This window comes from Bradyrhizobium sp. BR14999 (assembly GCF_056106085.1).
Genome location: NZ_CM148536.1, coordinates 7,742,374 through 7,768,755, shown reverse-complemented (window position 1 = coordinate 7,768,755; position 26,382 = coordinate 7,742,374). Strand labels below are relative to the sequence as shown.

The following is a 26,382-nucleotide window of genomic DNA, read 5'->3' as shown; positions in this document are numbered from 1 at the left end:
GTGTGGATTGCGTCATCCTCTTGCACCCGCCAGAATACCCACAACCGCTCCCCAAAACTCGTCGGAGGACACCATGGGAACCACCATCACCTTCAAGCGCCCGGACGGCAAGGACGCCTCGGGCTATCTCGCCAATGCCGGGCGCGGCAACGCGCCGGGCGTGGTTGTGATCCAGGAATGGTGGGGCCTGTCGGACCAGATCAAGGGCCTGTGCGATCGCTTTGCGCTCGCGGGCTTCGATGCGCTGGCGCCGGATCTCTACAAGGGCAAGGTGGTGCCCTATCACGATACGGACAGTGCCAACAAGGAGATGAACTCGCTCGACTTCATGGACGCCACCACGCAGACGGTGCGCGGCGCCACGCAATATCTGTCGCGCAACGGCGCCAAGGTCGGGCTAACAGGCTTCTGCCTCGGCGGCGCCGTCACCATCATCGGCGCGACCAAGATCCCGGAGCTCGCGGCCGGCGTCGTGTTCTACGGCATCCCGCCGGAGCAGGCGGCCAAGCCCGCCGACGTCAAGATCCCGCTCCAGGCTCACTTCGCCAACAAGGACGATTGGTGCACGCCGGAGCTGGTCAGTGGCTTCGAAAAGGCCATGAAGGCCGCCGGCAAGTCCCTGGAGCTGTTCCGCTATGACGCCGAGCACGCCTTCGTCAACGAGCAGCGCCAGGCCGTGCACGACCGCGAGGCCGCCGAACTCGCCTGGGGCAGGGCGACGGAGTTTTTCCGAAAACATCTCGGCTGATAGCCCGTAGCCCGGATGGAGCGAAGCGTAATCCGGGGATTGTCTCGTGGCATGACCCCGGATTACGCTACGCTCCATCCGGGCTACAGCCCTTGGCGCCGCCCTTGACGCCGCCCCCGCGCCATGGTGAGTATCCGCCCCATGAGCACCGCCGTCCGCCCAGCCCGTCTCTGGTGGCGCACCTCCTAACGAGGTGGCCGGTGCGATTTTCCTTTCCCAAATCGTCTGAGGTCGCCAACGCAGTGCGGCGGCCTGATCGTTTGTCCTGTGTGGCGTTCCCTCGGCAAGTTTCGTAAGAGGACGACATGAACAGGACAGTCTTTGCCCTCCCGGCCAGAAGCGACTATGTGACCCGTGCAGGTCTCGCGATCACGCGCGTGGCCGAGCAGTTCACCGGCGGCGCGAGCCGGCTCGACGATCTCGTCAGCCTGCTCGACCGCCGCCGCGGCGTGGTGCTGTCCTCGGGCACGACCGTGCCCGGCCGCTACGAGAGCTTCGATCTCGGCTTCTCCGACCCGCCGCTCAAGCTCGAGACATCAGGTGTCAATTTCAAGCTGGAAGCGCTGAACCAACGCGGGCAGGTGCTGATCGCCTTTCTCACCGAGGTCCTGCGCGAGCCCTGCGTGGTGATCTCCGAGAAGACGGCCACGCGGCTTGCAGGTCACATCATCCGCGGCGATGCGCCGGTCGAGGAGGACCAGCGTACCCGGCGTGCCAGCGTGATGTCGCTGGTGCGCGATCTCGTCGCCGCCTTCGCCGCCAATGACGACGGTCTGCTCGGCCTGTTCGGCGCCTTCGCCTACGACCTCGTGTTCCAGATCGAGGACCTCGTGCAGAAGCGGCCGCGCGAAAACGACCAGCGCGACATCGTGCTCTATGTGCCCGATCGCCTGCTGGCCTATGACCGCGCCACCGGCCGCGGCGTGGTGCTCACTTACGATTTCGCCTGGAAGGGCAAGTCGACCGAAGGCCTGCCGCGCGAGACTGCCGACAGCCCATATCTGAAGACGCCGCGCCAGGGCTTTGCCGATCACGCCCCCGGCGAATACCAGGCCACCGTCGAGACCGCGCGCGCGGCCTTTGCCCGTGGCGATCTCTTTGAAGCCGTGCCGGGCCAGCTGTTCGCCGAGCCCTGCGACCGCTCGCCCGCCGAAGTGTTCCAGCGCCTTTGCGTCATCAACCCGTCGCCCTACGGCGCGCTGATGAATCTCGGCGAGGGCGAATTCCTGGTGTCGGCCTCGCCGGAGATGTTCGTGCGCTCGGACGGACGCCGCGTCGAGACCTGCCCGATATCAGGCACGATCGCGCGCGGCACCGATGCAATCGGCGATGCCGAGCAAATCCGCCAGCTCCTGAACTCGGAGAAGGACGAGTTCGAGCTCAACATGTGCACCGACGTCGACCGCAACGATAAGGCGCGCGTCTGCGTGCCCGGCACCATCAAGGTGCTGGCGCGGCGGCAGATCGAGACCTATTCGAAGCTGTTCCACACCGTCGACCACGTCGAGGGCATGCTGCGCCCGGGTTTCGACGCGCTCGACGCCTTCCTCACCCACGCCTGGGCGGTGACGGTAACAGGCGCGCCAAAGCTCTGGGCGATGCAGTTCGTCGAGGATCACGAGCGCTCGCCGCGGCGCTGGTATGCCGGCGCGATCGGCGCGGTGAATTTCGACGGCAGCATCAACACTGGCCTCACCATCCGCACCATCCGCATGAAGGATGGCTTGGCTGAAGTGCGTGTCGGCGCGACCTGCCTGTTCGATTCAGAGCCCGCCGCGGAAGATCGCGAATGCCAGGTCAAGGCCGCTGCCCTGTTCCAGGCGCTACGCGGCGATCCGCCAAAGCCGCTGTCGACCTTCGCGCCCGATGCCACCGGAAGCGGCAAGCAGGTGCTGCTGATCGATCATGACGACAGTTTCGTCCATATGCTCGCCGACTATTTCCGCCAGGTCGGTGCCAGCGTCACCGTGGTCCGCTACGTGCATGCCCTCGACATGCTCAAGCAGAAGAAGTGGGATTTGCTGGTGTTGTCGCCCGGCCCCGGCAGACCGGAGGATTTCGCGATCAAGAAGACCATCGATGCGGCGCTGGAGAAGAAGCTGCCGGTGTTCGGCGTCTGCCTCGGCGTGCAGGCCATCGGCGAATATTTTGGCGGCGAACTCGGGCAGCTCACCTATCCCGCCCACGGCCGGCCCTCGCGGGTGCAGGTGCGCGGCGGACGCCTGATGCGCAATCTGCCGAACGAGATCGTCATCGGCCGCTATCACTCGCTGTTTGTCGAGCGCGACAGCATGCCCGAAGTTCTGAGCGTCACCGCCAGCACCGAGGACGGCGTCGCCATGGCGCTCGAGCACAAGACCCTGCCGGTCGCCGGCGTGCAATTCCACCCGGAATCGTTGATGTCGCTCGGTGGCGAGGTGGGGCTGCGTATTGTTGAAAACGCGTTCCGGCTGGATGCGCGCGTTGATTGAGAGGCACCAATGACCTTTGACCACGATCTGAAGGCGAGCGTCCGCACCATTCCTGACTATCCCAAGCCGGGGATCATGTTCCGCGACATCACGACCTTGCTTGCGGATGCGCGCGCCTTCCGCCGCGCGGTCGACGAGTTGGTCAATCCCTGGGCCGGCAACAAGATCGACAAGGTCGCCGGCATGGAGGCGCGCGGCTTCATCATCGGCGGCGCGGTGGCGCATCAGCTCTCGGCCGGCTTCGTGCCGATCCGCAAGAAAGGCAAGCTGCCGCACACCACCGTGCGCATCGCTTACTCCCTCGAATACGGCATCGACGAGATGGAGATGCATGTCGACGCTATCCTGCCCGGTGAGCGCGTGATCCTGGTCGACGATCTCATCGCCACCGGCGGCACCGCGGAGGGCGCGGTGAAGCTGTTGCGCCAGATCGGCGCCAATGTCGTCGCGGCCTGCTTCATCATCGACCTGCCCGAACTCGGCGGCGCGGCCAAGCTGCGCGCCATGGACGTGCCAGTGCGCACGCTGATGACGTTCGAGGGGCACTGAGCGGGCGAAGAATATCGTCCCGATTTTAGATGTATCGCCGCCGGCTGCTGTGGCCTTGGTTCACCTCTCCCGTAGGGAGAGGTCGGATCGCATCGCAAGATGCGATCCGGGTGAGGGGATCCGGTCTCACTGGTTGCCGCAGCCCCTCACCCGGATTGCACTGACGATGCTTCGCATCGCCAGGCGCATTCCGACCTCTCCCCGACGGGGAGAGGTGGCACCGAGACGCCTGATGCTCATCCCGCTCTAGGACCGCTGCAGAATCAGGTTCAGCTCGAGTTCCCGGAAGGCGATGTAGTTCCGCCGGGTCCACTGGTGCAGCTCGGTCGAGGCGTCCTTCTCCTGACGCAGATAGCCGGTGAAAGAGAAGGTCAGCCGGTCGATATAGGTCTTGAGGAAGCCGGGGAGCGCGGGCAGGCGGAACAGCCGGCCGCCGGCCATTGCGGGCGGCAGCTCGCCGCGCACGACGTATTCGTTGTCCACCGTGATCAGGTTCATGCGCGGGATCTGCCCGCGCAGCATCTCGTGCGCGCGGGCCGAAACGCGGTCGGTGTCGGCGACGAACAGGATCTGAGGCGCGACGTGACGGCGGGCCGCTTCCTTGAGCAGGCCGATCTCCTCGGTCATCTTGAAGAACTCGTCGAAGGCGTGGAAGCCGAGGTCGATCACCTTGGCAAGGCCGTCATCGACGATGACACGGTCCATCAGCTGCATCTTGCCGTAGGTGTCGATCACGTCGGCGGTCTCGGTGATCTTCGGCAAGTAATCCAGCAGCGACGGCTCCTTCAGGTTGACGTCGAAGGCCGCGACGTTGCCGTTCTTGAGCAGCAGGAATTCGCTCAATAGCCTCGCCAGCAGGGTCTTGCCGACCTGCGGGCGGGGCGAGCAGATGATGTAGACGGGTGTCGCGGGCATCACGCATTATCTGAGCGAACTCGACGCCCAATCCAGCCGTATCAGCCCTGCTTGCGCAACTATTTTTCGCTGTTGCGGGTGACGGGTTTCGAACCGACGATGTCGGTCAGCCGGATCCGGTCGAACTCGCTCCAGACATTCGCGAGCCAATGCCGGACATAGCCGCGCAGCACGAAGGAATAGTTCGCGGCGTCGTCGTTCATGCCCTTGTTGGCGACGAATTTCAGGAACGGGACGGAGGAGACCTCGACCTGCTCATAGGCCATTTCGTTGAGCTTGGGGATGGTCAGCTCGGTCGCGTCCTTGATGCGGTGGAAGTAGGAATTGTAGGTCGACTGGTCCCACTGGAAGAACTGGGTGTCGTTGATGAAGTTCTTCACCAGGAAATATTTTGCGCCGTTCATGAAGCCCGCGGTCTCGGCGATCTCCTCCAGCGAGGCGATCGAGGGGCCGAGGATGTGGAACACCGCGAAGGTGATCTGGCCGGCCTTGGCGGCGTCGAGGAAGCCGATGTCGCGGAGCGAAGCCAGCGCCGGCGAAAGCAGGCCGGCGCGGACGTCGATCACGGTCACCGACGGGCTCACCGCATTGAGCGTGTCGAAGATCTTCATCTGGTCGGCCGTGGTCGTCATGTCGACGATCTCGGTGACGTCGGGGTGGAAGCGCTTCAGGGTTCCGCGCGGCGACTCCGTGTCGAACGCACGCGTCGGCACGTTGTTGGCGGAAAAATAATCGAGCAAGGTACGCGACACCGTGGTCTTGCCGACCCCGCCCTTGTCCGCGCCCACCACAACCACTGCCGGCTTTGCCATTGCTGTCCCCTAACGCGCGCCCCCGATCGCGAGGTCGCAATCGGCCGGGCCCCAAATCGACGTCCCAAGTCTGCTGTTGGGCGCGAACATGGCAGAAACAAGGGAGAATTCAATTCCGTAGGCCCCAGTTACGGCAATTCCCGAGGTTTTTCCCAATCGCGGTGAAACTCGCCGCGCGGGGCGGGAATCAGGTGCTCAATGGCGGCCCCAAGGCCCCATAGAGTTACCCATTGGATTGCCCGCCGGGTTGCTGGGGGCGGTTCCGGAGGGACTGGGTGCCGGCACCGGCGGCGGGCTGGCCGATCCGTCGGCGTCATCCCACGGGCCATGGCGCAGCGGCGGCGGGGCGTCCTGCCGGTCGGCTTGCGCCCCCGGCTCTTCCGTCTCCTCCGTGAGCGTCGGCAGGGGACCGGGGTCGCGACCGCCGGCAAACCTAACCAGCGCGTCGACCCGGGACTGCACCGAGGGATGGGTCGCGAACAGATCGGCAAAGCCCTCGCGCGGGTTGTCGACGCAGAGCTCCATCACCGCCGAGGTCGCGCCGGGCAGCTCGCCGCGGCCCTCGATCTTGCGCAGCGCCGAGATCATGGCGTCGGGGTCTTTCGTCAGCTCGACCGAGCCGGCGTCGGCGAGATATTCGCGCGACCGCGACAGCGCGAGCTTGACCACCTGCGACAGCAGCCAGGCCAGCACGATCAGCACGACCGCGATGATGATCACGATGATTGCGCCGCCGCCGGAGCTCTTGCTGTCGCTCGACGACGAGGACGACCGCGACGACGAGGAGGAGCCTGAGGACCACGAGCCGCCGGAGCTGGGGCTCCAGTCAAAGCTCGTGAACAGGCGGAAGAACAATTCGCCGAAGAAGCCGACCACGCCGGCGATGATGACGGCGACCACCATGAGCTGCACGTCGCCGTTCTTGATGTGGGTCAGCTCGTGGCCCAGCACTGCCTCGATCTCCTTGTCGTTCAGCGTATCGAGGAGACCGGTGGTGACGGTGATGGAATATTGCCGCGGATTGAGGCCGGTCGCGAACGCGTTCAGCGCCGGGCTCTCCATGATCTTCAGCTTCGGCATGGTGATGCCGCGCGAGATGCAGAGGTTTTCGAGCAGGTTGTAGAGCCGCGGCTCCTCCTGCCGGGTGACGTCGTGGCCGCCGGTCACGGCGTCGATCATCGACTGATGGAAGAAATAGGCGATCGCGATCCAGGCGATCGCCGCCATGGTCGCGAACGGCGCGGCTTTGAGCAGGTCGGCGAAGGCGCGGCCCAGATAGTAGGCCACCGTGCCATTGCCGTTGATGACGACTTCGGCCACCAGCGCGCCGGCAAAGACCAGCACGTAGACCAGCATGAACAGGCCGGCGAGCAGCAGCATCGAACGAAACTTGTTCGAGGCGATGTGCGTGTAGAGACCATACGCGGCCATGACGCGGGTGCCCTGCCGGCCTATCGGCTCAAATCAGAACTTCACCTGCGGCGCCGCCTCGACCTCGGTACGGCTGGTGCCGAGATCGAAGAAGTCCTTCCTGGTGAAGCCGAACATGCCGGCGAACAGCGCAGCGGGCATCTGCTGGATGCCGGTGTTGTATTCCTGGACCGCATTGTTGAAGAAGCGGCGGCTCGCCGCGATCTTGTTCTCGAGGTCGGAGAGCTCGGATGCCAGCTGCTGGAAATTGGCGTTGGCCTTGAGGTCGGGATAGGCCTCCGACAGAGCGATCAGCCGGCCGAGCGCGCCGGACAGCTGGTTCTCGGCGGCGGATACCTGCGCCGGTCCCTGCGCCGACATTGCCGAATTGCGCGCCTTGATGACGTCGTCGAGCGTGCCGCGCTCATGCGAGGCATAGCCCTTCACCGTCTCGACCAGGTTCGGGATCAGATCGTGGCGCTGCTTGAGCTGCACGTCGATGTCGGCAAAGGCCTGGCCGACGCGCTGGCTCAGCGCCACCAGGCGGTTGTAGGCGCTGAAGGCGAACAGCACGAGGACGACGATGACGCCGAGAACGATCCAGCCGGTCGACATGGAGAACTCCTGAAGGGGAAGAAAGCGGGCGCTAGGGTAGACCAAATTGGCGCGAAGCGAGAGCCCGGCGCAGAGGGGAGGTAAGGCTTGGTCGGATCAGGAACCAACCAAGTTCAAGGCCAAAGTGCCGGACGAGGTTAACTTTCGGACATGATCGCATCGCCCCAGCGCCAGCGCCGGGCGTCCGCATAGGCCGCCTTGTCGCGTCGTGGGACTTTCGCCAGCGCGACCCCAGCCTCGGTACAGAGCTTTGCATTGATCTCGGCCTTGCCGACGTCCGGCGGCGCCAGCACGCGCGCGGCGCGCGCGGCGTGCGGCGTGCGGGTCAGGGCGACGTAGATGAAGCGCTCGTCCTCGAATGGCACCTCGGCGCCCTTGATCTGCCGGTGCGCCTGCGAGCGTGGCAGGCGCTGGGAGAAATGGCACCAGTCGGGCGCTATGAGCGGGCAGGGCTTTTCGTGTGGGCAGGGCGCGGCGACATACGCGCCCGCCGCGATCAGTTGCTGGCGCAGCGCGAGGATGCGGGCGTAGCCGGCGGGCGTACCGGGCTCGATCACCACCAGCGCGTGGCGCGCTTTCGCCCACATCGCGTCCGCGAGCTTGCGCTGGTCGCCTTCGTTGAGCTCGCCGATGATGTAGCTGGCAACGACGAGATCGGCTTGCGAGACCTCGGCGAGGTTACCGCCGGCATCCCCTGGCAGATAGCGGCACTCCGCCAGCCGCGTGCTGTCCCGTGCCAGTTCAAGCGCGAGCCGGCTGAGCGAGGCGTTGGCGTCGAGTAGGGTGAAATCCTGCAGCGACGGAAACGCCTCGGCAGCGGCCCAGCTGGCGGTGCCCGGACCTGCGCCGACGTCCAGCAATGTTTCCGGGGCGAAGTCCGGCGCGATCTCGGTCAGCGCATTCAGGCTTGCGGCCACCGCCGCATACGTCGCCGGCATGCGCGCCAGCGCATAGGCAAGCGCATCGGCCTCCGATTTGATCGTGGCGGAGCCGCCGCCGGCGCGATAGGCGGTCGAGATTTTCTGCGAGCGTTGTGCGGCGTCAGTGCGCGAGAAGCCCTGGAGCTTGCCGTCGAGGGCTGCTTTCAGTTCGGCCGGGAGGGTGGGTGAGATCATGTTGGCCCACCGTCATTCCGGGGCGCGCGTAGCGCGAGCCCGGAATCTGGAGATTGTAGCGCGAGATTCCGGGTTCTCGCTTTGCGAGCCCTGGGCCGACGGCAGAGATATCACGCCACGTTCTGGTCGAGAATGTCCACGGCCTCTGCGAGGCTGACCGACACCAGCTGCGAGACGCCGCGCTCGGCCATGGTGACGCCGAACAGCCGGTTCATCCGCGCCATCGTGATCGGATTGTGCGTGATGATGATGAAGCGCGTGTCGGTCGAGCCGGTCATCTCGTGCAGCAGGTTGCAGTACCGTTCGACGTTGTGGTCGTCGAGCGGCGCGTCGACTTCGTCCAGCACGCAGATCGGCGAGGGGTTGGTGAGGAACACCGCGAAGATCAGCGCCATCGCGGTCAGCGCCTGCTCGCCGCCCGAGAGCAGGGACAGCGTCTGCGGCTTCTTGCCCGGCGGCTTGGCGATGATTTCGAGACCGGCCTCCAGCGGGTCGTCGCTCTCGATCAGGTGCAGCGCGGCCTCGCCGCCGCCGAACAGCTCGACGAACAGGCGCTTGAAGTGGTTGTTGACGATCTCGAACGAGGTCAGGAGCCGCTCGCGCGCTTCCTTGTTGAGGCTCTGGATGCCTTGGCGCAGCCGCTTGATGGCCTCGACCAAGTCGTCGCGCTCGGTGACGAGGCCGGTGTGCTGGGTCTCGACCTCGCGCAGCTCTTCCTCGGCGCGCAGGTTGACTGCGCCCAGGCGCTCGCGGTCGCGGCGCATCTTTTCGAGGTCTTCCTCGATGTCGTGCAGCGGCGGCAGCTCGGCGCCGGGCTCGATCTCGGCAAGGCCGGCGACGGCCTGCGGCTCGACTTCGAGCATGTCGCGGATCTCGCGCTCGATGTCCTCGAGCCGGCGCCGCGCGCTTTCCATGCGCTCCTCGGCGCGGGCGGTGGCCTCGCGGGCGCTGGAGAGCGCCTCTAACGTCAGCTTCGCGACGCGGTCGGTCTCGGCCATCGCGGATTCCGCGGTGGCGAGCGCGTCGGCGGCCATGCGGCGATCGTTCTCGGCGTATTCGATCTCGGTGATCAGCGCGCTGCGCTTCTCGGCGAACACGGCCGGTGCGTTTTCGAGCTCGCTGCGCTCGATCGTCAGTTCGGCGATGCGGGCCTGGATGGTGTCGATGTGGGAGGCCGCGCTCTCCTTGCGGTTCTGCCACTCGGTGCGCTCGGCCAGGATCGCCTGCACGCGGCGGTCGGCGAGCTCCGCCTCGCGGGCCAGCGCCTGCGCCTCGGCGCGGACCTGAGCGGCCATGCGGCGATGGGCTTCGATATCGCTGCGGACGGCGGCGAGCCGGTTCTCGGTGTCCTCGCTCGACGGCAGTTCGGAGATGCCGGCCTCGGCGTATTCGTAGGCCGCCTCGGCCTCGGCACGGTCGGCGGCGAGACGGCTGTGCGCTTCCGACAGCGTCGCCTTGCGTGCGGCGTGGCGGCTGATCTCGCGCTCGGCGCCAGCGTGGCGCTCGCGGGCGACGTTGAGCTCGCGCTGCGCGGCCCGCCAGGCTTCGCGGCTGGCACCTTCGGTGCTGGCGGCCATCTGCAGCTCGGACTCGGCGTTCTCCAGCGCCTGGCGCTTGATCTGCGCGTCGATGCGGGCCTGCTCCAGCTCGTTCTCGATGTCGACGAGGCGGGCGCGTTCGGCAAGCCGCCGCGCGGCACCGGTTGGGGCGTGGGCCGCGGCGACAAAGCCGTCCCAGCGCCAGACGTCGCCCTCGGGCGAGACCAGCCGTTGGCCGGTCTTGAGCTGCGAGACCAGCTCGGCGCCGCGCTCGCGCGGCACCACGCCGATCTGCGCCAGACGGCGCGCCAGCTCGGCCGGCGCCTGCACATGGTTGGCGAGCGGAACGACGCCCTCGGGCAGCTCCGGATCGCCGTCGGTGACGCCGGCATTGGTCCAGCGCATCGGCGCCGACGGATCGACCGGCGCGTCGAGATCGTCGCCGAGGGCGGCGCCGATCGCCTTTTCAAATCCCTTGTCGACGGTGATGCCGTCGATGATCGGCGGCCACAGATTCTTGGTCTCGCCGTTGACGATCTTCGAGATCGTGCGCGCCTCGGTCTCGAGCCGCTGCACGCGCTTGTCGGCTTCGACCAGCGGCGAGCGCGAGGATTCCAGCGTCTGGCGCGCGGCGACATGGGCGGCTTCGCTCGCCTGCGCCGCGGCTTCCGAAGCGGCCAGCGTCTGCTCCGCGGTCTCGACCAGAGCGGTCAGCTCGTCGAGATCGCCGAAGCCGCCGGTCTCCTGCGCAAGCTTCTGCTCTTCCGCCGCGACACTCGCGATCTCCTGGTCGAGCCGGGCGAGCTTGTCGCGATGGGTGCGGACATTGGCTTCAAGCTGGTTGCGCTTGGCGGTGAGGTCGGCGAGCGCGGTGGTGAGCTCGGCGAAGCGCTGCTCGGTTTCGGTCAGCACCGCTTCGGCTTCCGCGACGCGCTCGTCGACGCCGGAGCGCTTCTCGACGCGCGACTTGATCTCTTCCTTCAGCTCGGCGTCCTCAGCGTCGAGCCGCTGCAGCGCGACGTCGGCGTCCATGGTCTGCTGCTGGGCGCGCGAGATGTCGCCCTCGAACTGGGCGAGACGGCGCTCGAGCTCGGCGACGCGCTCCTTGGCGCGCTCTTCCTCGCGGTCGAGCTGCTCGCGGGCATTGGTGAGGCGCTGGAGCCCGGCCGCGGCGCGCGCTTCGGCATCGCGCAGCGCCGGCATCTCGGCGGCGCGAATGGCCTGGATGCGTGCGGCTTCGGCCTGGTGCTGGGTGCGCTCGGCCATCTCGCGGACCGCGAGATCGTGCGTCTGCCCGGATTCGTTGACGTCGGCGTGGGCGCCGATCCAGCGCAGATGGAACAGGGTTGCTTCGGCCTTGCGCACCTTGGCCGCAACCTCGCGGTAGCGCACGGCCTGGCGGGCCTGCTTCTTCAGGCCTTCCATCTGGCCGGAGAGCTGGCCGATCACGTCCTCGACGCGGGTGAGGTTGGTTTCGGCCGCCTTCAGCCGCAGCTCGGCCTCGTGACGGCGGGCGTGCAGGCCGGCGACGCCGGCGGCGTCTTCCAGCACACGGCGGCGCTGCTCGGGCTTGGCCTGGATGATTTCGCCGATCTTGCCCTGGTGGACGAGGGCGGGCGAGCGCGCGCCGGTGGCGGCATCGGCGAACAGGATCTGCACGTCGCGGGCGCGCACGTCGCGGCCGTTGATGCGATAGACCGAGCCGGCCTCACGCTCGATGCGGCGGGAGACTTCCAGAAGCTGGCTGTCGTTCATCGCCGCCGGCGCGGTGCGATCGGCATTGTCGATCGTCATCGTCACTTCGGCGTGGTTGCGTGCGGGACGGTTGCCGGAGCCGGCGAAGATCACCGCGTCCATGTCGGCGGCGCGCAGCGACTTGTACGAGGTCTCACCCATCGCCCAGCGCAGCGCCTCGACGAGATTCGACTTGCCGCAGCCATTGGGTCCGACCACGCCGGTCAGGCCGGGCTCGATAACGAAGTCCGTGGGCTCAACGAAGGACTTGAAACCGTGAAGGCGCAGGCGGGTGATTTTCATAAGCACGCATCTCTGTTGGCAGGCGCGAATCCCCTGCCGGGACAATACCATGGAAGGCGTTGTCGCTGTCTGGGCGAGTCGCGCGAGGCGGCTCGTGCGGCGGACAATGGCCGCGGTGCGCCGCGAGGGCAACCGGCGAAAGCCGTTTTTCCCAAGGGATTTATGCCGGGAATGATACGGCTTTAGATGCGCGAATCAGGATTGTGGCGTTGCGAATCAGCTCTTCAGCAGCGGATTGATCTTCTTGGCGAACTCCTCGAACGAGGCCTCGCCCTTGATCTTCTCGCCGTTGATGAAGAAGGTCGGCGTCGAATCCACCTTCAGAACGTCGCTGGCGTATTTCTGGTCCGCGGCGATCTTGTCGAGCAGCGACTGGTCCTTCAGGCAGGCCTCGACCTGCTGCTGGGTGAGGCCGGCCTGCTTGCCGATCCGCGTCAGGGTCTCGGTGGTGTTCTTCATCACCCAGTCGCTCTGCTGGCGGAACAGCATGTCGGTGACGGCGAAATATTTCGGCGCGTCGTCCTTGGCGATGCAACGCGACAGCATCGAGCCGGCAGCGGCTTTGATGTCGAGCGGGAACTCGCGGAAGATGTAACGCACCTTGCCGGTGTCGATGTATTCCTTCTTGATCTTGGGGAACACCTGCTCGTTGAAGGCCGCGCAGTGCGGGCAGGTCATCGAGGCGTATTCGGTGATGGTGACGGCGGCATCCTTCGGGCCGAGCGCCATGTCGGGCAACGACACCGGCTTGGCCACATCCGCGGCGGATTGCGCCATTGCTTCAGGGATCATGGCCTCGGAGATGAATCGCAGCGGCGAGAGCCCGGCGAGCGCGGCAAGCCCGGTCAGCGACAGCATCGTGGTGAAGGCGCGGCGGGTGATGATCAAGGTCGGCTCCCGGATTGGCAAGGTGTCGCCCCAGGGGTCTATCGAGTTCCCGCCCGGGCGGCCTGTCGCTAGCTTGAAACGTCGTTTGAGGCAATGGCGAGCGGCAAGTCAGGGTCCAGATTAGCGGCGGAATAAGGCTCAATTTCGCTTGATGGCGGCCCCGAGCCGCGCCAGCGCGGTCTTGAGTTGTTCATCTTCGATATCGCCCAGGCTCTCCGCCACCTTGGCCACCGCTTTGGGATCCGGCGGGCCTGGCCGTGCCGGCCGCCGGGCGCGCGACAGGGGGGCCTGGCGGAAGGCCAGCTTGCCGACCGCGCTCCAGCCGAAGAAGCGGTTGACCCGTTCCAGGATCACATCGGCCGAATGCTGGATCTCCAGCGCCATCGGCCCTTCGACCCGCAGCACCAGCGTCGCCGGCTCCTGCGGCTGGCCCTCCACCGGCCGCGGCCATTGCATCTTCAAGGGCTCGGCATGGGCCGCGATCTCCGGCCCGGCGATCTCCGCCCACCGCGTCACCAACTCGCGCGCCGCAAAACCCTGCTTGGCATAGGCCTCGGCAAAGACGTCGTTGAGCAGGAGCGACAGCGGCTTGGCGCTGATGGGGCCGGGTTTGGGAGGGAATTTGGACATCGGGACCTTATAGCACCGTGCGCGATGCCTCAGGAACTGCTGCCGTCATGGCCGGGCTTTGTCACGGCCATCCACGTCTTGCCGCGAAGAAAGACGTGGATGCCCGCGACAGGCGCGGGCATGACGTGGAGAGACCGGCGCGTTGCCGCTACAGTGTAGCCATGAGCCCCAGATCTGCCCTCATGGCCAAGTCGGAACCAGTTCAGTCGAAAGCCTCATCGCGCCCGAAACTCCTACTCGCCTGGTACGACCGCCACCGCCGCCGGCTGCCCTGGCGCGCGGGCCCCGGACAGGCATCGGACCCTTACCGCGTCTGGCTGTCGGAGATCATGCTCCAGCAGACCACGGTGAAGGCGGTCGGGCCCTATTTCGAAAAATTCGTCGCGCGCTGGCCCGACGTCACGGCGCTGGGGCGGGCCTCGCTCGACGACGTGCTGCGGATGTGGGCCGGGCTCGGTTACTACTCGCGGGCGCGCAACCTCCATGCCTGCGCGGTCGCGGTGACGCGCGGGCATGGCGGCGTCTTTCCCGACGCAGAGGAAGGCCTGCGCGCACTGCCGGGCATCGGGCCTTACACGGCGGCCGCGATCGCCGCGATCGCGTTCGATCGCCGCACGATGCCGGTCGACGGCAACATCGAGCGGGTGGTGTCGCGCCTGTTCGCGGTCGAGGAGGAGCTGCCACAGGCCAAGCCGCTGATCCAGCAGCTGGCCGCGACGCTGCTGGCCGCCTCCCGGGCCGGCGACAGCGCGCAGGCACTGATGGATCTCGGCGCCTCGATCTGCACGCCGAAGAAGCCTGCCTGCTCGCTGTGTCCGCTCAACGAGGATTGCATCGCACGTGCGCAAGGCACGCAGGAAACATTTCCGCGCAAGGCGCCGAAGAAGAGCGGAACGCTTCGGCGCGGTGCTGCCTTCGTCGTCACGCGCGGCGATGAGCTGCTCGTCCGCTCAAGACCGGAAAAGGGCCTGCTCGGCGGCATGACCGAAGTCCCCGGCTCGGATTGGCTCGCCGGCCAGGACGATGCGGCGGCGAAGCTGCAGGCGCCGGAGCTGAAGGGGCTGACGCGCTGGCAGCGCAAGGTGGGCGTCGTCACCCACGTCTTCACGCATTTTCCGCTGGAGCTGATCGTCTACACGGCGAAGGCGGAGGCCCGCACCCGCGCGCCCGGTGGCATGCGCTGGGTGCCGATCGCCACGCTTGCCGGCGAAGCGCTCCCCAACCTCATGCGCAAGGTGATCGCGCATGGATTGGATCTCTAGCGCCCACCCTGCTGACATCATGCTGGCAGCAGGCCTGCGTTATCCCCTTCGACGGCAACGGAGGTTCGTATGGTCAAGACTGCGCTGGACAACTTTCGAAAGCCGCCCTGCGCCGAGCTATTGGGCTGGCGCCTGCTCGATGCCCGCCCGCAGGAGGGCTGGATCAAGCTCGGCTTCGAAGGCAAGCCGGAGTTCTGCAATCCCGCAGGCTTCATCCAGGGCGGCATGCTCTCGGCCATGCTCGACGACACGATGGGCCCGGCCGTGCTCGTGATGAGCGAGGGCCGGCTCTACACCACCACCATCAGCATGACCGTGAATTTCCTCAGCCCGGCAAAGCCCGGCCCGATCATCGGTGAGGCCAGGGTGACGCAGCTCGGCAAGACCATTGCGTTCGTCGAGGGCAAGCTGACGACGGAGGACGGCACCGTGCTGGCGACGGCGAGCGCGAGCGAGCGGCTGCTGGAGGCGGCGAGGGTGGTGAAGTGAGGTGTGCACCGCTCTCTCACTCCCTCGCCCCGTTCTTACGGGGAGAGGGTTGGGGTGAGGGGCTTCTCTCCACACGGGAGATTGTCGAGAGACCTGTACCCCTCACCCGGATTGCATCTTCGATGCAATCCGACCTCTCCCCGCAAGCGGGGAGAGGTGAAGAGGAGCGCGCGGCTCGACGATCAGCAAAAACTCACGCCCCCGCGCGCGTCGCGCCTGCGTTCACGATCGCCGGCTTGGCATTCAGCGCCTCGACCTGGAAGCCCGCCACGCGCTTGTAATTCGCGGCGATCTCTTCCAGCTCCTTCTGCGACAGCACGTCGGTGACGACCTCAAAGCCGTCGGGCGCGCGCTCCTCGACCAGCTGCATCACCTGCTCGGGGCCATTCTTGCGGTTGAGCAGGACGAGGTCGGTGGTCGCGGGCCGCCGCTCGGCCTCATAGGCGAGCAGCGCGGCTTCCGTCGGTCCATGCGCCATGATTTCACGCGTGATGACACGGGCATCGAGAATCGCCTGCGAGGCGCCGTTCGATCCGATCGGGTACATCGGATGTGCGGCATCGCCCATCAGCGTGACGCGGCCGAACGTCCATTGCGACACCGGATCGCGGTCGACCAGCGGATATTCATAGGCGTGCGGGCAGTTCTTGATCAGGCCGGGCACGTCGAGCCAGTCGAACTGCCAGCTCTCGAACCAGGGCAGAAACTCCTCCAGCCGCGCGGAGCGGTTATAGTCCTCGCGGCGCCATTGATAGGTCGGCGGCATGTGGCGCTCGGCCACCCAATTGATGAGGTGATTGCCCGCCGCATCCGGCTCTTTCGAGATCGGGTAGCAGACGAATTTCAGGATTTCGTGACCGGCCATGATCATGGTGCGGCCGCTGAGGAAGGCCTTCGCAGGCGTGACGCCGCGCCAGAGGATGCGGCCGTTCCAGATCGGCGCGCCTTCGCCCGGGTACAGCTTTTCGCGCGCGGCGGAATGGATGCCGTCGGCGGCGATCAGGATCGCGCCGTCGTAGGTCCCGGCGGGTTTGCCGGTCGCCTTGTCGATGAAGTCGGCGCGCACGCCATCCGCCGTCTCGGTCCAGCCGGTCAAATGATGGCTGGTGAGAATGTTCTCGCGGCCGAGCCGCTCGACCGTGGTGTCGAGCAGGAGTTGCTGGAGCGTGCCGCGATGGATCGAGAATTGCGGCCATTTGTAGCCGGCCTCCAGCCCGCGCGGCTCGCTCCAGATCGGCTTGCCGTGCTTGGAGAAATAGGCGAGCTCGCGGGTGCGCACGCCGCTGGCATCCAGCTTGTCCATCAAACCGAGCTCGATCAGCTCGCGCACCGCATGCGGCAGCACGTTGATGCCGACGCCGAGCGGCTTTAATTCCGCGACGCTCTCGAGCACTTTTACGGGAACGCCGATTCCGTGCAGGCTGAGCGCAAGCGTCAGCCCGCCGATGCCGCCACCGGCGATGAGTACCGTCATGACAAAACCCCTCCGACTGCGGGCGTCTTGGCATAGGCGGGCGGCGGTGGGCAACTGCGAAGAGGGGCTCGTGCTATGGACCTGACGGCCGACAGCCGCTAATTTCCAGCTTTCCCAGGAGGTCCGACATGCTCAAGCTCTATTACGCCACCGGCACCTGCGCGCTCGCCACCTACATCACCCTGGAGGAGGTTGGCGCCGACTACACGGCCGAGCGGCTGAGCTTCAAGGACAACCAGCAGAACAGTCCGGACTATCTCGCGATCAACCCGAAGGGCCGCGTGCCGGCCCTGGTGACCGATCGCGGGATCCTGACCGAGACGCCGGCGATGCTGGCTTATATCGCGCAGACCTTTCCCAAGGCGAAGCTCGCGCCGCTCGACGATCCCTTCGATTTCGCCCAGGTGCAGTCGTTCAACTCCTATCTCTGTTCGACCGTGCACATCAACCATGCCCACAAGATGCGCGGCGCGCGCTGGGCGACGCAGGAGAGCTCGTTCGCCGATATGAAGGCGATGGTCCCGAAGACCATGGCGGCCTGCTTCGCCCTGATCGAGCAGAAGATGTTCAGAGGGCCCTGGGTGATGGGTGAGCAGTTCACGATCTGCGATCCCTATCTCTACACGCTCTCGACCTGGCTCGAAGGCGACAGCGTCGACATCAACGCGACGCCGAAGATCGCCGATCATTTCAAGCGCATGTCGGATCGGCCCGCGGTGCGCAAGGTGATGGACGCGCAGAAGGCGTAAGAGCGCTTGTAGGGTGGGCAAAGGCGCGAAGTGCCGTGCCCACCATCTTCCACGATTGCAATATAGAGCGGTGGGCACGCTTCGCTTTGCCCACCCTACGAGAGCTTGCGCTTGGCTTGCTCCAACTCGCGTCCCGTCTCCAGCATCAGCCGCCGCAGCCAGATCGAGCCGGGGTCCATCTGCGCGCGCGTCGGATGGAACATGAACTGCTCGTCGATCCCAGGGTCGAGCGGCGGCGTCACCGTGACGAGGCCGAGCTGCTTCGACAGCGCCGCGATCAGTCTTCGCGGCACGAAGGCGACGAGGTCGGTGCGGGCGGCGACGTGCAGCGCTTCGAGATAGCCTGCCACCACCAATGAGATGTGCCGCTCGATGCCCTTGCTGCGCAGCCAGGTGTCGATCAGATCCTCAGCGCTGCCGCGGATGATGACGCCGACATGGCGTGCGGCCAGGAACGTTTCGCGTCGCGTCAGCTTCGCAACCATCGGATGGCCGCGCCGCACCGCCAGCGCGTCGCTGTCGGTGTAAAGCAGCTGGCGGTGAAATCCCTTGAAGGCATTGCCGATCGAGATCACGAGGTCGATGGTGCGGGCGAACTCGGCGTGGAAGATCGCAGATCCGCGCCACGGCACAATCTCGATACGGACGTTGGGCGCAAGGCGCGTCACCTTCTCCATCAACGGCGGCATCAACAGCTCGACCGCCAGATCCGGCATCATCAGGCGAAATTGCCGTTCGCTGCGCGCCGCGTCGAAATCCTCAGGCACGAACAACCCGCGCACCTGATCGAGCGCGTGGGCCAGCGGTGCGCGGAGCGCCTCGGCCCGGGGCGTCAGCTCCATCCGCGCGCCGGTGCGCACCAAGAGCGGATCGGCAAAGATGTCGCGCAGGCGCTGGAGCGCATGGCTCGCCGCCGGTTGCGACAGGCCGATCCGAAGTGCGGCGCGGCTGACATTGGCCTCGCGCAGCAGTGCGTCGAGGGCGGTCAGCAAATTGAGGTCAAGCGAATTCAAATTCATGAGGTGAATAGATATCATATTCGCTATCGATTTGAAGAATTCTCGTTGAGCGGCGATGTTCTCCGTGTTGCCACCAAACGGAGATGCCGCCATGAGCGCGAGCGCCAACAAGAAACTGATGCAGGATATCTTTGCCGCCGCCGCCAACCCTGATCCCGCCGCGCGCGATCGTGCGCTGTTCACCGCGAGCCTTGCCGACGACGCCAAATGGGTCGTGACCGGGCAATATTCCTGGTCGCGCACCTTTTCGGGCAAGGAGGCGATCCTCAACGATCTGCACGGCTATGTCCGCACCCGCCTGCGTGACCGCACGCGCACGGTCGCCCACCGCTTCATTGCCGATGGCGACATCGTCGTGGTGGAAGCCAAGGGCGACAACGTCACGCCCGAAGGCGTCCGTTACGACAACGACTATTGTCTCGTGTTTCGCCTGGAGGACGGCAAGATCAAGGAGATCCGGGAATATTGCGACTCGGTCCTGACCGAGAGGGCGCTCGGTCCTTTTCCGCAAGCGGGCGCGGGGGCTGCGAGCTGACGAACTTGAGCCGCGTCACGTCCGTCGGCCGATCTCGTCCGTCAGAGCCGGTGATGATCGTGCGGGCCTGGCAGGCGCTGGTCGAGTTGATCCGTATCAGACGCGAGCGGTCTCGGGCACGGTGTCAGCTCGCCGCCATGACGGGAGCTTCAGGACTGTGGGATGACCCGGGCGGAGATCGCGTATGAGCTGAAGAAGCCTGTCCGGCGGAAGTAGGAAGCGGGAGCAACTGCCGACAAAATCAGCAGGTTTTGTCGGCGCTGCCGCGGCTCTGCGCGAACAATTGGAAGGTTCAATTAACGAGTGTCCCCCATTGTGTCGCGGTGCAGCGTGAGTCGCAAAGACGCGACACGCGGCTGCCGGGGCGGCCGGTGACGATCGCCGGAATCGTTCGGCCGCTCGAAGTGAAATGCATCTGGGTGGACAGTGGGAATGTCGAAGTTTCGTTTGCGGATCAGGGGACGCCTGTACGCAGGCTTCATGGCCCTCGTGGCGGTCGGTCTGGTGATGGCGGTGGTCGCCGTCTGGAATTTGCGGGCGGTGCAGGATCAGGTCGCAAGGCAGTCCGCGCTCTCGGACAGCACGGCGCGGGTGCTGGAGATATCGACCCATCTTCAGGCGATCCAGCGCGCCAATCTGCGTTACGTCTACGACGCCAACGAACCCGCGATGAAAGAGGCGCAAGAGCGGGAGACCGCGGCGACCGAGCTGTTGCAGGTCGGGGCGAAGGGCACGCTCTCGGAGGAGCGGCGAGCCCTCTACAACGGCCTCATCGGCGACATCGCCAAGATGCGACGCCTGCGTGACAATCTCGGGGATGCCGTCAACGAGGCGAGAACGGGCAAGGCGACCCTGCTGCCGAGCGGGGAGGAGCTGGCCGTCAAGATGGGCAAGCTGGTCGATGCGGCGCGCGCCGCCGTCGATGAAGACACCGCGGCCCTGGTCGCCGACCTCGAATCCAGGATCCTCCTTGTCCGGGTCGCAAACTGGCGTTTCCTGGCCCTGCGCGACGCGCAGGGACCGGCGAATTTCAGGGCGAGTGTGGACAGGGCAGCGCAACGGCTCGCGGCGATCGAGAAAAGCCCGCAGGCCGCGGACTTGCGCGCCACGCTCGCGCCGGTGAAGACCTCGCTCGGAATCTATAAATCCGCGTTCGAGATGACATCGGCCGCGATGCTTCAGGCCGACGAGATCTATCACAAGAACCTCGCGCCCCTCATCGTCGAGAGCATCGGCAAACTCAAGGCCGCAGAAACGACGCTGAAGAAGGACTATCAGGAATCGCGCAACCATGCCGCAGCCGTGATCGCCAGCACGACGACCGTTCAGGAGACCGCCGGCGGTCTCGCCATCCTGTTCGGCGGCATCGTCGCCTTCCTGATCGCCCGCAGCATCGTCGGTCCCCTGACCTCGATGACGCGTGCGATGGGGCGGCTGGCCGGCGGTGATCTCGAGATCGAGATTCCCGGGCGCGGGAAGGCCGACGAGACCGGCGACATGGCCAAGGCGATCCAGGTGTTCAAGGACAACATGATCGACACCGAGCGCATGCGCGCCGAGCAGGCCGAGCTCGAGGCGCGGCAGGCCGAGAGCCGCAAGAAAGACATGGTCAGGCTCGCCGACCAATTCGAGCAGGCCGTCGGCGAGATCGTCAACACCGTGTCGTCGGCGTCGAACGAGCTGGAAGCCTCCGCCGGCACGCTGACCACGACCGCCTCGCGCGCCCAGGATCTGTCGACCGAAGTGGCATCCGCATCGCAGGAAGCCACCGCCAACGTGCAGGCGGTCGCCTCCGCCACCGAGGAGCTGTCCTCCTCGGTGAGCGAGATCGCCCGCCAGGTGCAGGAATCCGCCCGCATCGCGGGCGAGGCCGTCGGTCAGGCCAGCAGGACCAACGACCGCGTCGGCGAGCTCTCCAAGGCGGCCGCCCGGATCGGCGACGTGGTCGAGCTGATCAGCACCATCGCCGGCCAGACCAATCTCCTCGCGCTCAACGCCACCATCGAGGCCGCGCGCGCGGGCGAAGCCGGTCGCGGCTTCGCCGTGGTCGCCTCCGAGGTCAAGGCGCTCGCGGAGCAGACGGCGAGGGCGACCGGCGAGATCGGCCAGCAGATAGCCAACATCCAGGCCGCCACCGAGCAATCGGTTGGCGCCATCAGGGAGATCAGCGGCACCATCGAGCGACTGTCGGAGATTTCCTCGGCGGTCGCTGCCGCCGTGGAAGAGCAGGGCGCCGCCACGCAGGAAATCTCCCGCAACGTGCAGCAGGCCGCTCACGGGACCCAGCGCGTCTCGACCAATATCGGCGACGTGCAGCGCGGCGCCTCCGAGACCGGCTCGGCTTCGTCGCAAGTGCTCTCGGCGGCGCGCTCGCTGTCGGCCGACAGCAACCGCTTGAAGGTCGAAGTCGCGAGGTTCCTGGAGACGGTTCACGCCGCCTGAGCTTTAAAAGCAAGAGGCCACGCGCATGCGCGTGGCCTCGAAGAACGGCGCGCGATCAGGCCACTTTCGATTTCATGTGCTTGAACATGTTGGCTCTCGCCTCCTCGTCCATCTCGGCCTTGAAGGCGAACTTGTCCTTCAAGGCGATCGCGCGCGCCGCCGCGGGCCGCGCCGAGATCTCGTCCACCAGCCGCTTCACGTTCGGGTATCGCGCGAAGGCGTCGTCGCCGAGCTTGAACGGCACCATCCGCGCCCAGCCCCACAGCGCCATGTCCACGATCGAATAGTCATCGCCGACCATGTAGCGGCGGCCTTTGAGGTGACCGTCGAGAACCCTGTAGTGGCGATCGGTCTCGTATTGATAGCGGTTATGGGCGTAGTCGTGGTTCTGGTCCTTCGGCGCAAAATGCTTGAAGTGCACGGCCTGACCCGAATAGGGCCCGACGCCGGTCGCGATGAACATCAGCCACGACAGCGTCTCGCCGCGCATGCTGGCGGCGGGCAGGAATTTTCCGGTCTTCTCGGCGAGATAGAGCAGGATGGCGTTCGAGTCGAACACGATGGTGCCATTGTCATCGATCGCCGGCACCTTGCTGTTCGGATTGATCTTGAGGAACTCCGGCGAGAACTGCTCGCCCTTGCGGGTGTCGACCGCGACCGGCTCGAAGGGCAGGCCGGACTCTTCGAGATAAAGCGCGACCTTGGTCGGGTTCGGCGATCCGTTGAAATAGAACTTGAGCATCGATCATCTCCCCAGGGGGTTGTTGCCGAGAGCGAGCGCAGCATCATTGCAGCGAGGCCGCTTGTCTTGCCCGAACCTTTCGGAAGCGCAACCGGCGAGTTTGCCGGGCGGTATCTGCGCGCGGCGCAGATCAGGCGGCGTAACAGAGGCCGATCGCCGCCGTAATGATCATCGCCGCGCCGACCGCTTCCAGGCGCAGGCCGAGTCGCGTGGCGAGATGCATATCGGAAGCCCGCGCCTTGCGCTCCGTTCCGCGCGCGTAACCGTGCACGATGACGTCGTGATTGAAATTGTCGTGGGCCTCGTTGCTGCTGGCGAGCCCGACACAGACGACGAGCACGCCGAACAAGGCGAGGCCGAAAAATCCCAAGAGCGCGATCAGGAACATCGGAAACATGCCGAGCAGGAAGATCGGCAGCAGCGGCACCAGCAGCAATGTCTCGGACTGTCGTCGCATGGGAGGACCGGTCGGGACGAGACTGATCGGGCGAATCTAGTCCTGGCGGGGGCGGCTTTCAAGAAGCCGTAGGGTGGGCAAAGGCGCTCTTGCGCCGTGTCCACCGGGTCCTAGACGGCATTCAAGATGGTGGGCACGCTTCGCTTTGCCCACCCTACGAGATCACGATCGGATTACTCCGCCGCCATGCCGGCGCGGATCTCGGCGCGCAGCTCGTCGATCAGCTTGAGACCTTTCTTGGTCTCGACGTGCCAGAAGGTCCAGCCGTTGCAGGCGGCCGAGCCTTGCGCCACGGCGCCGATGCGGTGGATCGAGCCGACCTTGTCGCCGAACATGATGGCGCCGTCGGCGCGCACGAGAGCGCCGAGCTTCTTCTTGGAGTCGAACAGTTTCGTGCCGGGCATGATCATGCCGCGCTCGATCAGCTCGGAGAACGCGACCCGCGGCGCCTCGCGCGCGGTCATGAATGGGGCGAGGCTCTGTTCCGGCAGCGGCTCGACCGCCGCGATGCGGGCTTCGGCTGCCTTCGCATAGGTCTTGTCACGCTCGAAGCCGATATAGGAGCGGCCGAGACGCTTTGCGACCGCGCCGGTGGTACCGGTGCCGTTGAAAGGATCGATCACGAGATCGCCGGGCTTGGATGAGGACAGCAGCACACGCGCGAGCAGGCCCTCCGGCTTCTGCGTCGGATGAACTTTCTTGCCGTCGGCGCCCTTGAGGCGCTCCTCGCCGGTGCAGAGCGGGATCAGCCAGTCGGAACGCGCCTGCACGTCCTCGTTCGCGGCTTTCAGGGCCTCGTAGTTGAACGTGTAGCCCCTGGCCTTCTCGTCGCGCGCGGCCCAGATCATGGTCTCGTGCGCGTTGGTGAAGCGGCGGCCGCGGAAATTCGGCATCGGGTTGGTCTTGCGCCAGACGATGTCGTTCAGGAGCCAGAAGCCGAGGTCCTGCATGATGGCGCCGACGCGGAAGATGTTGTGATAGGAGCCGATCACCCAGATCGTCGCCGACGGCTTCATCGCGCGGCGGGCGGCAAGCAGCCAGGCGCGGGTGAAATCGTCATAGGCTGAGAACGAATCGAATTTGTCCCATTCGTCGTCGACGGCATCGACATGGGATTCGTCGGGACGCTTGAGATCGCCCTTAAGCTGAAGATTGTAGGGCGGATCGGCGAACACGAGGTCGACCGAACCGGCCTGAAGCTTCGACATCTCGGCGACGCAATCGCCGAGGATGATGCGATGCGAAGGGGACTCAAAATTTGTGCGGGGCGCCCTTGCAGACGCCCCGCGACGCGACTCTACCATGACTCAAGAACTCTGACTCAGGCGACGCTGTCGGCGACGCGGGACCAAACAACCGACTGACCGATACATTGAAGCGGCAAAGTAAAAATCGACTTAACCCGCCGCTTTCGTGAGCAGCCTCCGCATCGCGCGTCGTGTGCGGGACGTTGCGTGCATTCGCCGTGTTTTACAGTGCATTTCGTGCTTCTTCGCCTCGCGCGAGCAGTCGAGGCTTCAGAAAAGATCCAAATTTCTCTCGGAAAAAATTGCTCGACCCTCGGAAAAAATTGCTGGCATCGGCATGGTGTCGCACTAGGCAATTTTTGCCGGCCACGATATTGATAAACGCAACGGAAATTTTACCTGTGTGGCGCGTTGAGCTTTGGCGCTCATGCGCCCGACGAAGCCGACGATACCAGGGACCCCCAGGGGAAAGGCCGCCATGCGTTACGATGACTTCCGCCGCAGCGACGACATCGAGGATCGTCGCGACGAAGGTGGTGGGTTTGGCGGCGGCGGAGGAGGCGGGTTCGGGCTGCCGATGGGCGGCGGCGGGCTCGGCATCGGCACCATCATCATCCTCGGCCTGGTCGGCTACGCCTTCGGCATCGACCCGCGCATCCTGATCGGCGGCGCCGAGATCCTCACCGGCGGCGGCCATGCGCCCACCTACCAGACCGACCGCCAGGCGTCCTCCGGCAAGCGCGGCGCACCGACCGACGAGATGGGCAGCATGATCTCCGGCATTCTCGGCGAGATCGACGATCGCTGGAGCGAGATCTTCCAGGCCAGCGGCCAGTCCTATACCGGTCCGAAGATCGTACTGTTCCGTAACGCCACCAATGGCGGCCGCTGCGGCATGGCGCAGTCGGCGATGGGGCCGTTCTATTGTCCGCCGGATCGCACCATCTTCCTCGACACCGGCTTCTTCCGAGAGGTCGAGACGCGCTTCCGCGGCTGCTCCGGCAAGTCCGCCTGTAACTTCACCACCGCCTACATCATTGCGCATGAGGCCGGCCATCACATCCAGAACCTGCTCGGCATCATTCCGCGCGTGACGCGGCTGCAGCAGCAGGCCGGCAGCAAGGCCGAGGCGAATGCGCTTCAGGTGAAGGTGGAATTGCAGGCCGACTGCCTGTCCGGCGTCTGGGTCAACCGCGAGGCCAAGAAGCGCCCGAACTTCCTCGAGCCCGGCGACATCGACGCCGCGCTGACCACGGCGAGCGCGATCGGCGACGATACGCTCCAGCGCCAGGCGACGGGCCGCGTCGTGCCCGATTCCTTCACCCACGGTTCGGCGGCGCAACGCAAGCAGTGGTTCATGACCGGCTACCAGCAGGGCTCGGTGCAGGCCTGCAACACGTTCGGTGCCGGGGCGCTGTAACGAAGGCTTCGTGCCCCGGACGCAACGCAGCACGAATTATGTTGCGCGGTTGCGCTTCTGAGGATTCAGAAGAAGTGGCGTCAGCCCGAGGTGCTCGCCCGGCGAGCCTCGAAGGATGGCGGAGCCCGTGGCCCATCCTTCGCCCTTCGGTGCGCTTGCACCGCAGGGCGAGCGCCCCAGGATGACGGCGGTGGGCGGGATAGAAGGTGCGATACAATGGCCTCCATAGACGAGACAAAGCAATTCATCCCGCTCAACATCGCGGTGCTCACCGTATCAGACACGCGCGTCCTCGCCGACGACAAGTCGGGCCAGACGCTGGCCGACCGTCTCCTGGCTGCCGGCCATAAGCTCGCCGCGCGCGAGATCGTCACCGACGACATCGAGGCGATCCGCAACGTGATCCGCCGCTGGATCGCGGATGCCGGCATCGACGTCGTCATCACCACCGGCGGCACCGGCTTCACCGGGCGCGACGTCACGCCGGAGGCGATCGAGCCGCTGTTCGAGAAGCGCATGGATGGTTTCTCGATCGCGTTCCATATGCTGAGCCACGCCAAGATCGGCGCGTCGACGATCCAGAGCCGCGCCACTGCGGGCGTCGCGGGCGCAACCTACATCTTCTGCCTGCCAGGTTCGCCCGGCGCCTGCCGCGACGGCTGGGACGGCATCCTTGCCGCCCAGCTCGACTACCGCACGCGTCCCTGCAATTTCGTCGAGATCATGCCAAGGCTGGACGAGCATCTGCGGAGACCGAAGGCGCAAGGCGCGACGGTGTGATTGCGGTTGCTTTGACGCTCTCTCCGCTGAGCTAGGCG

At 65.8% G+C, this 26,382-nt stretch carries 23 protein-coding genes; 10 read left to right on the top strand and 13 right to left on the bottom strand.

Features of this window, described 5'->3' with window-relative positions; translation table 11 throughout:
• Positions 1–73 precede the first annotated feature (73 nt).
• From ACR9YP_RS36330 to ACR9YP_RS36320, 3 genes are all read left to right on the top strand, one after another.
• A complete protein-coding gene (locus ACR9YP_RS36330) occupies positions 74–748 on the top strand; it encodes a dienelactone hydrolase family protein (RefSeq protein WP_370990430.1) in 675 nt (224 codons plus the stop codon).
• Between the two features lie 305 nt (positions 749–1,053).
• Positions 1,054–3,219, top strand: a complete 2,166-nt coding sequence (locus tag ACR9YP_RS36325) for an anthranilate synthase component I (RefSeq protein WP_474218295.1) — start codon at positions 1,054–1,056, stop codon at positions 3,217–3,219.
• 9 nt (positions 3,220–3,228) lie between these two features.
• Positions 3,229–3,768: an adenine phosphoribosyltransferase gene (locus tag ACR9YP_RS36320; RefSeq protein WP_091894232.1), complete on the top strand. Its 540-nt coding sequence runs from the start codon at positions 3,229–3,231 to the stop codon at positions 3,766–3,768.
• Positions 3,769–4,014: 246 nt separating this feature from the next.
• Here ACR9YP_RS36320 and ACR9YP_RS36315 read toward each other — a convergent pair whose 3' ends face one another.
• From ACR9YP_RS36315 to ACR9YP_RS36280, 8 genes are all read right to left on the bottom strand, one after another.
• On the bottom strand, positions 4,015–4,683 hold the full coding sequence (locus tag ACR9YP_RS36315; RefSeq protein WP_438111527.1) for a hypothetical protein: 669 nt from the start codon (positions 4,681–4,683) through the stop codon (positions 4,015–4,017).
• A gap of 59 nt (positions 4,684–4,742) precedes the next feature.
• On the bottom strand, positions 4,743–5,495 hold the full coding sequence (locus ACR9YP_RS36310; RefSeq protein ID WP_474218294.1) for a P-loop NTPase family protein: 753 nt from the start codon (positions 5,493–5,495) through the stop codon (positions 4,743–4,745).
• Positions 5,496–5,690: 195 nt separating this feature from the next.
• Positions 5,691–6,926 carry a M48 family metallopeptidase gene (locus ACR9YP_RS36305; protein WP_474218293.1) on the bottom strand — a complete coding sequence of 412 codons (1,236 nt, stop codon included), beginning with the start codon at positions 6,924–6,926 and terminating at the stop codon, positions 5,691–5,693.
• A gap of 33 nt (positions 6,927–6,959) precedes the next feature.
• Positions 6,960–7,520 carry a LemA family protein gene (locus ACR9YP_RS36300; protein ID WP_370990433.1) on the bottom strand — a complete coding sequence of 187 codons (561 nt, stop codon included), beginning with the start codon at positions 7,518–7,520 and terminating at the stop codon, positions 6,960–6,962.
• 137 nt (positions 7,521–7,657) lie between these two features.
• Entirely contained in the window at positions 7,658–8,635 is a 978-nt protein-coding gene (locus ACR9YP_RS36295) for a small ribosomal subunit Rsm22 family protein (protein WP_474218292.1), read from the bottom strand.
• A gap of 110 nt (positions 8,636–8,745) precedes the next feature.
• Positions 8,746–12,210, bottom strand: a complete 3,465-nt coding sequence (smc, locus tag ACR9YP_RS36290) for a chromosome segregation protein SMC (protein ID WP_474218291.1) — start codon at positions 12,208–12,210, stop codon at positions 8,746–8,748.
• A gap of 216 nt (positions 12,211–12,426) precedes the next feature.
• The gene (locus ACR9YP_RS36285) at positions 12,427–13,098 is read right to left on the bottom strand and encodes a DsbA family protein (RefSeq protein WP_091894218.1); all 672 of its coding nucleotides are present in this window, start codon (positions 13,096–13,098) and stop codon (positions 12,427–12,429) included.
• Positions 13,099–13,236: 138 nt separating this feature from the next.
• Positions 13,237–13,728 (bottom strand): DUF721 domain-containing protein, encoded by a 492-nt coding sequence (locus ACR9YP_RS36280; RefSeq protein WP_438111534.1) that lies wholly within the window; start codon positions 13,726–13,728, stop codon positions 13,237–13,239.
• A gap of 161 nt (positions 13,729–13,889) precedes the next feature.
• On the opposite strand from ACR9YP_RS36280, the gene mutY reads away from it, so the two are divergent.
• Both mutY and ACR9YP_RS36270 read left to right on the top strand, forming a co-directional pair.
• The gene (gene mutY, locus ACR9YP_RS36275; RefSeq protein ID WP_474218290.1) at positions 13,890–14,990 is read left to right on the top strand and encodes an A/G-specific adenine glycosylase; all 1,101 of its coding nucleotides are present in this window, start codon (positions 13,890–13,892) and stop codon (positions 14,988–14,990) included.
• Between the two features lie 69 nt (positions 14,991–15,059).
• Positions 15,060–15,479 (top strand): PaaI family thioesterase, encoded by a 420-nt coding sequence (locus tag ACR9YP_RS36270; protein WP_474218289.1) that lies wholly within the window; start codon positions 15,060–15,062, stop codon positions 15,477–15,479.
• A gap of 193 nt (positions 15,480–15,672) precedes the next feature.
• Here ACR9YP_RS36270 and ACR9YP_RS36265 read toward each other — a convergent pair whose 3' ends face one another.
• Positions 15,673–16,953 carry a flavin-dependent oxidoreductase gene (locus tag ACR9YP_RS36265; RefSeq protein ID WP_474218288.1) on the bottom strand — a complete coding sequence of 427 codons (1,281 nt, stop codon included), beginning with the start codon at positions 16,951–16,953 and terminating at the stop codon, positions 15,673–15,675.
• A gap of 128 nt (positions 16,954–17,081) precedes the next feature.
• Between ACR9YP_RS36265 and ACR9YP_RS36260 the strand changes: the two genes are divergently transcribed.
• Positions 17,082–17,702 carry a glutathione S-transferase family protein gene (locus ACR9YP_RS36260; protein ID WP_128935576.1) on the top strand — a complete coding sequence of 207 codons (621 nt, stop codon included), beginning with the start codon at positions 17,082–17,084 and terminating at the stop codon, positions 17,700–17,702.
• Positions 17,703–17,797: 95 nt separating this feature from the next.
• On the opposite strand, the gene ACR9YP_RS36255 is transcribed toward ACR9YP_RS36260, so the two are convergent.
• On the bottom strand, positions 17,798–18,721 hold the full coding sequence (locus ACR9YP_RS36255) for a LysR family transcriptional regulator (RefSeq protein ID WP_474218287.1): 924 nt from the start codon (positions 18,719–18,721) through the stop codon (positions 17,798–17,800).
• A gap of 91 nt (positions 18,722–18,812) precedes the next feature.
• Between ACR9YP_RS36255 and ACR9YP_RS36250 the strand changes: the two genes are divergently transcribed.
• A complete protein-coding gene (locus ACR9YP_RS36250; RefSeq protein ID WP_474218286.1) occupies positions 18,813–19,256 on the top strand; it encodes a nuclear transport factor 2 family protein in 444 nt (147 codons plus the stop codon).
• Positions 19,257–19,688: 432 nt separating this feature from the next.
• The gene (locus ACR9YP_RS36245; RefSeq protein ID WP_474218285.1) at positions 19,689–21,698 is read left to right on the top strand and encodes a methyl-accepting chemotaxis protein; all 2,010 of its coding nucleotides are present in this window, start codon (positions 19,689–19,691) and stop codon (positions 21,696–21,698) included.
• Between the two features lie 55 nt (positions 21,699–21,753).
• Here ACR9YP_RS36245 and ACR9YP_RS36240 read toward each other — a convergent pair whose 3' ends face one another.
• The 3 genes from ACR9YP_RS36240 to ACR9YP_RS36230 all read right to left on the bottom strand — a co-directional run bounded on the left by ACR9YP_RS36240 (position 21,754) and on the right by ACR9YP_RS36230 (position 24,201).
• Positions 21,754–22,440, bottom strand: a complete 687-nt coding sequence (locus ACR9YP_RS36240; RefSeq protein ID WP_474218284.1) for a glutathione S-transferase family protein — start codon at positions 22,438–22,440, stop codon at positions 21,754–21,756.
• A gap of 130 nt (positions 22,441–22,570) precedes the next feature.
• Complete coding sequence (locus ACR9YP_RS36235) at positions 22,571–22,897, bottom strand: hypothetical protein (protein ID WP_091894190.1); 327 nt, start codon at positions 22,895–22,897, stop codon at positions 22,571–22,573.
• A gap of 173 nt (positions 22,898–23,070) precedes the next feature.
• Positions 23,071–24,201: a site-specific DNA-methyltransferase gene (locus ACR9YP_RS36230; RefSeq protein WP_091894188.1), complete on the bottom strand. Its 1,131-nt coding sequence runs from the start codon at positions 24,199–24,201 to the stop codon at positions 23,071–23,073.
• Between the two features lie 421 nt (positions 24,202–24,622).
• On the opposite strand from ACR9YP_RS36230, the gene ypfJ reads away from it, so the two are divergent.
• Complete coding sequence (gene ypfJ / locus ACR9YP_RS36225; RefSeq protein ID WP_091894186.1) at positions 24,623–25,564, top strand: KPN_02809 family neutral zinc metallopeptidase; 942 nt, start codon at positions 24,623–24,625, stop codon at positions 25,562–25,564.
• 216 nt (positions 25,565–25,780) lie between these two features.
• Positions 25,781–26,344: a molybdenum cofactor biosynthesis protein B gene (gene moaB / locus ACR9YP_RS36220; RefSeq protein ID WP_128943726.1), complete on the top strand. Its 564-nt coding sequence runs from the start codon at positions 25,781–25,783 to the stop codon at positions 26,342–26,344.
• Positions 26,345–26,382 lie beyond the last annotated feature (38 nt).

Coding starts and splice junctions, on each gene's coding strand:
- ACR9YP_RS36250 (WP_474218286.1), top strand. CDS start 18,813: ATGAGCGCGAGCGCCAACAAGAAACTGATGCAGGATATCTTTGCCGCC.
- ACR9YP_RS36230 (WP_091894188.1), bottom strand. CDS start 24,201: ATGGTAGAGTCGCGTCGCGGGGCGTCTGCAAGGGCGCCCCGCACAAAT.
- moaB (WP_128943726.1), top strand. CDS start 25,781: ATGGCCTCCATAGACGAGACAAAGCAATTCATCCCGCTCAACATCGCG.
- ACR9YP_RS36270 (WP_474218289.1), top strand. CDS start 15,060: ATGGTCAAGACTGCGCTGGACAACTTTCGAAAGCCGCCCTGCGCCGAG.
- ACR9YP_RS36300 (WP_370990433.1), bottom strand. CDS start 7,520: ATGTCGACCGGCTGGATCGTTCTCGGCGTCATCGTCGTCCTCGTGCTG.
- ACR9YP_RS36235 (WP_091894190.1), bottom strand. CDS start 22,897: ATGCGACGACAGTCCGAGACATTGCTGCTGGTGCCGCTGCTGCCGATC.
- ACR9YP_RS36315 (WP_438111527.1), bottom strand. CDS start 4,683: ATGCCCGCGACACCCGTCTACATCATCTGCTCGCCCCGCCCGCAGGTC.
- ACR9YP_RS36305 (WP_474218293.1), bottom strand. CDS start 6,926: ATGGCCGCGTATGGTCTCTACACGCACATCGCCTCGAACAAGTTTCGT.
- mutY (WP_474218290.1), top strand. CDS start 13,890: ATGAGCCCCAGATCTGCCCTCATGGCCAAGTCGGAACCAGTTCAGTCG.
- smc (WP_474218291.1), bottom strand. CDS start 12,210: ATGAAAATCACCCGCCTGCGCCTTCACGGTTTCAAGTCCTTCGTTGAG.
- ACR9YP_RS36265 (WP_474218288.1), bottom strand. CDS start 16,953: ATGACGGTACTCATCGCCGGTGGCGGCATCGGCGGGCTGACGCTTGCG.
- ACR9YP_RS36295 (WP_474218292.1), bottom strand. CDS start 8,635: ATGATCTCACCCACCCTCCCGGCCGAACTGAAAGCAGCCCTCGACGGC.
- ACR9YP_RS36260 (WP_128935576.1), top strand. CDS start 17,082: ATGCTCAAGCTCTATTACGCCACCGGCACCTGCGCGCTCGCCACCTAC.
- ACR9YP_RS36245 (WP_474218285.1), top strand. CDS start 19,689: ATGTCGAAGTTTCGTTTGCGGATCAGGGGACGCCTGTACGCAGGCTTC.
- ACR9YP_RS36280 (WP_438111534.1), bottom strand. CDS start 13,728: ATGTCCAAATTCCCTCCCAAACCCGGCCCCATCAGCGCCAAGCCGCTG.
- ACR9YP_RS36325 (WP_474218295.1), top strand. CDS start 1,054: ATGAACAGGACAGTCTTTGCCCTCCCGGCCAGAAGCGACTATGTGACC.
- ACR9YP_RS36320 (WP_091894232.1), top strand. CDS start 3,229: ATGACCTTTGACCACGATCTGAAGGCGAGCGTCCGCACCATTCCTGAC.
- ypfJ (WP_091894186.1), top strand. CDS start 24,623: ATGCGTTACGATGACTTCCGCCGCAGCGACGACATCGAGGATCGTCGC.
- ACR9YP_RS36330 (WP_370990430.1), top strand. CDS start 74: ATGGGAACCACCATCACCTTCAAGCGCCCGGACGGCAAGGACGCCTCG.
- ACR9YP_RS36240 (WP_474218284.1), bottom strand. CDS start 22,440: ATGCTCAAGTTCTATTTCAACGGATCGCCGAACCCGACCAAGGTCGCG.
- ACR9YP_RS36255 (WP_474218287.1), bottom strand. CDS start 18,721: ATGAATTTGAATTCGCTTGACCTCAATTTGCTGACCGCCCTCGACGCA.
- ACR9YP_RS36310 (WP_474218294.1), bottom strand. CDS start 5,495: ATGGCAAAGCCGGCAGTGGTTGTGGTGGGCGCGGACAAGGGCGGGGTC.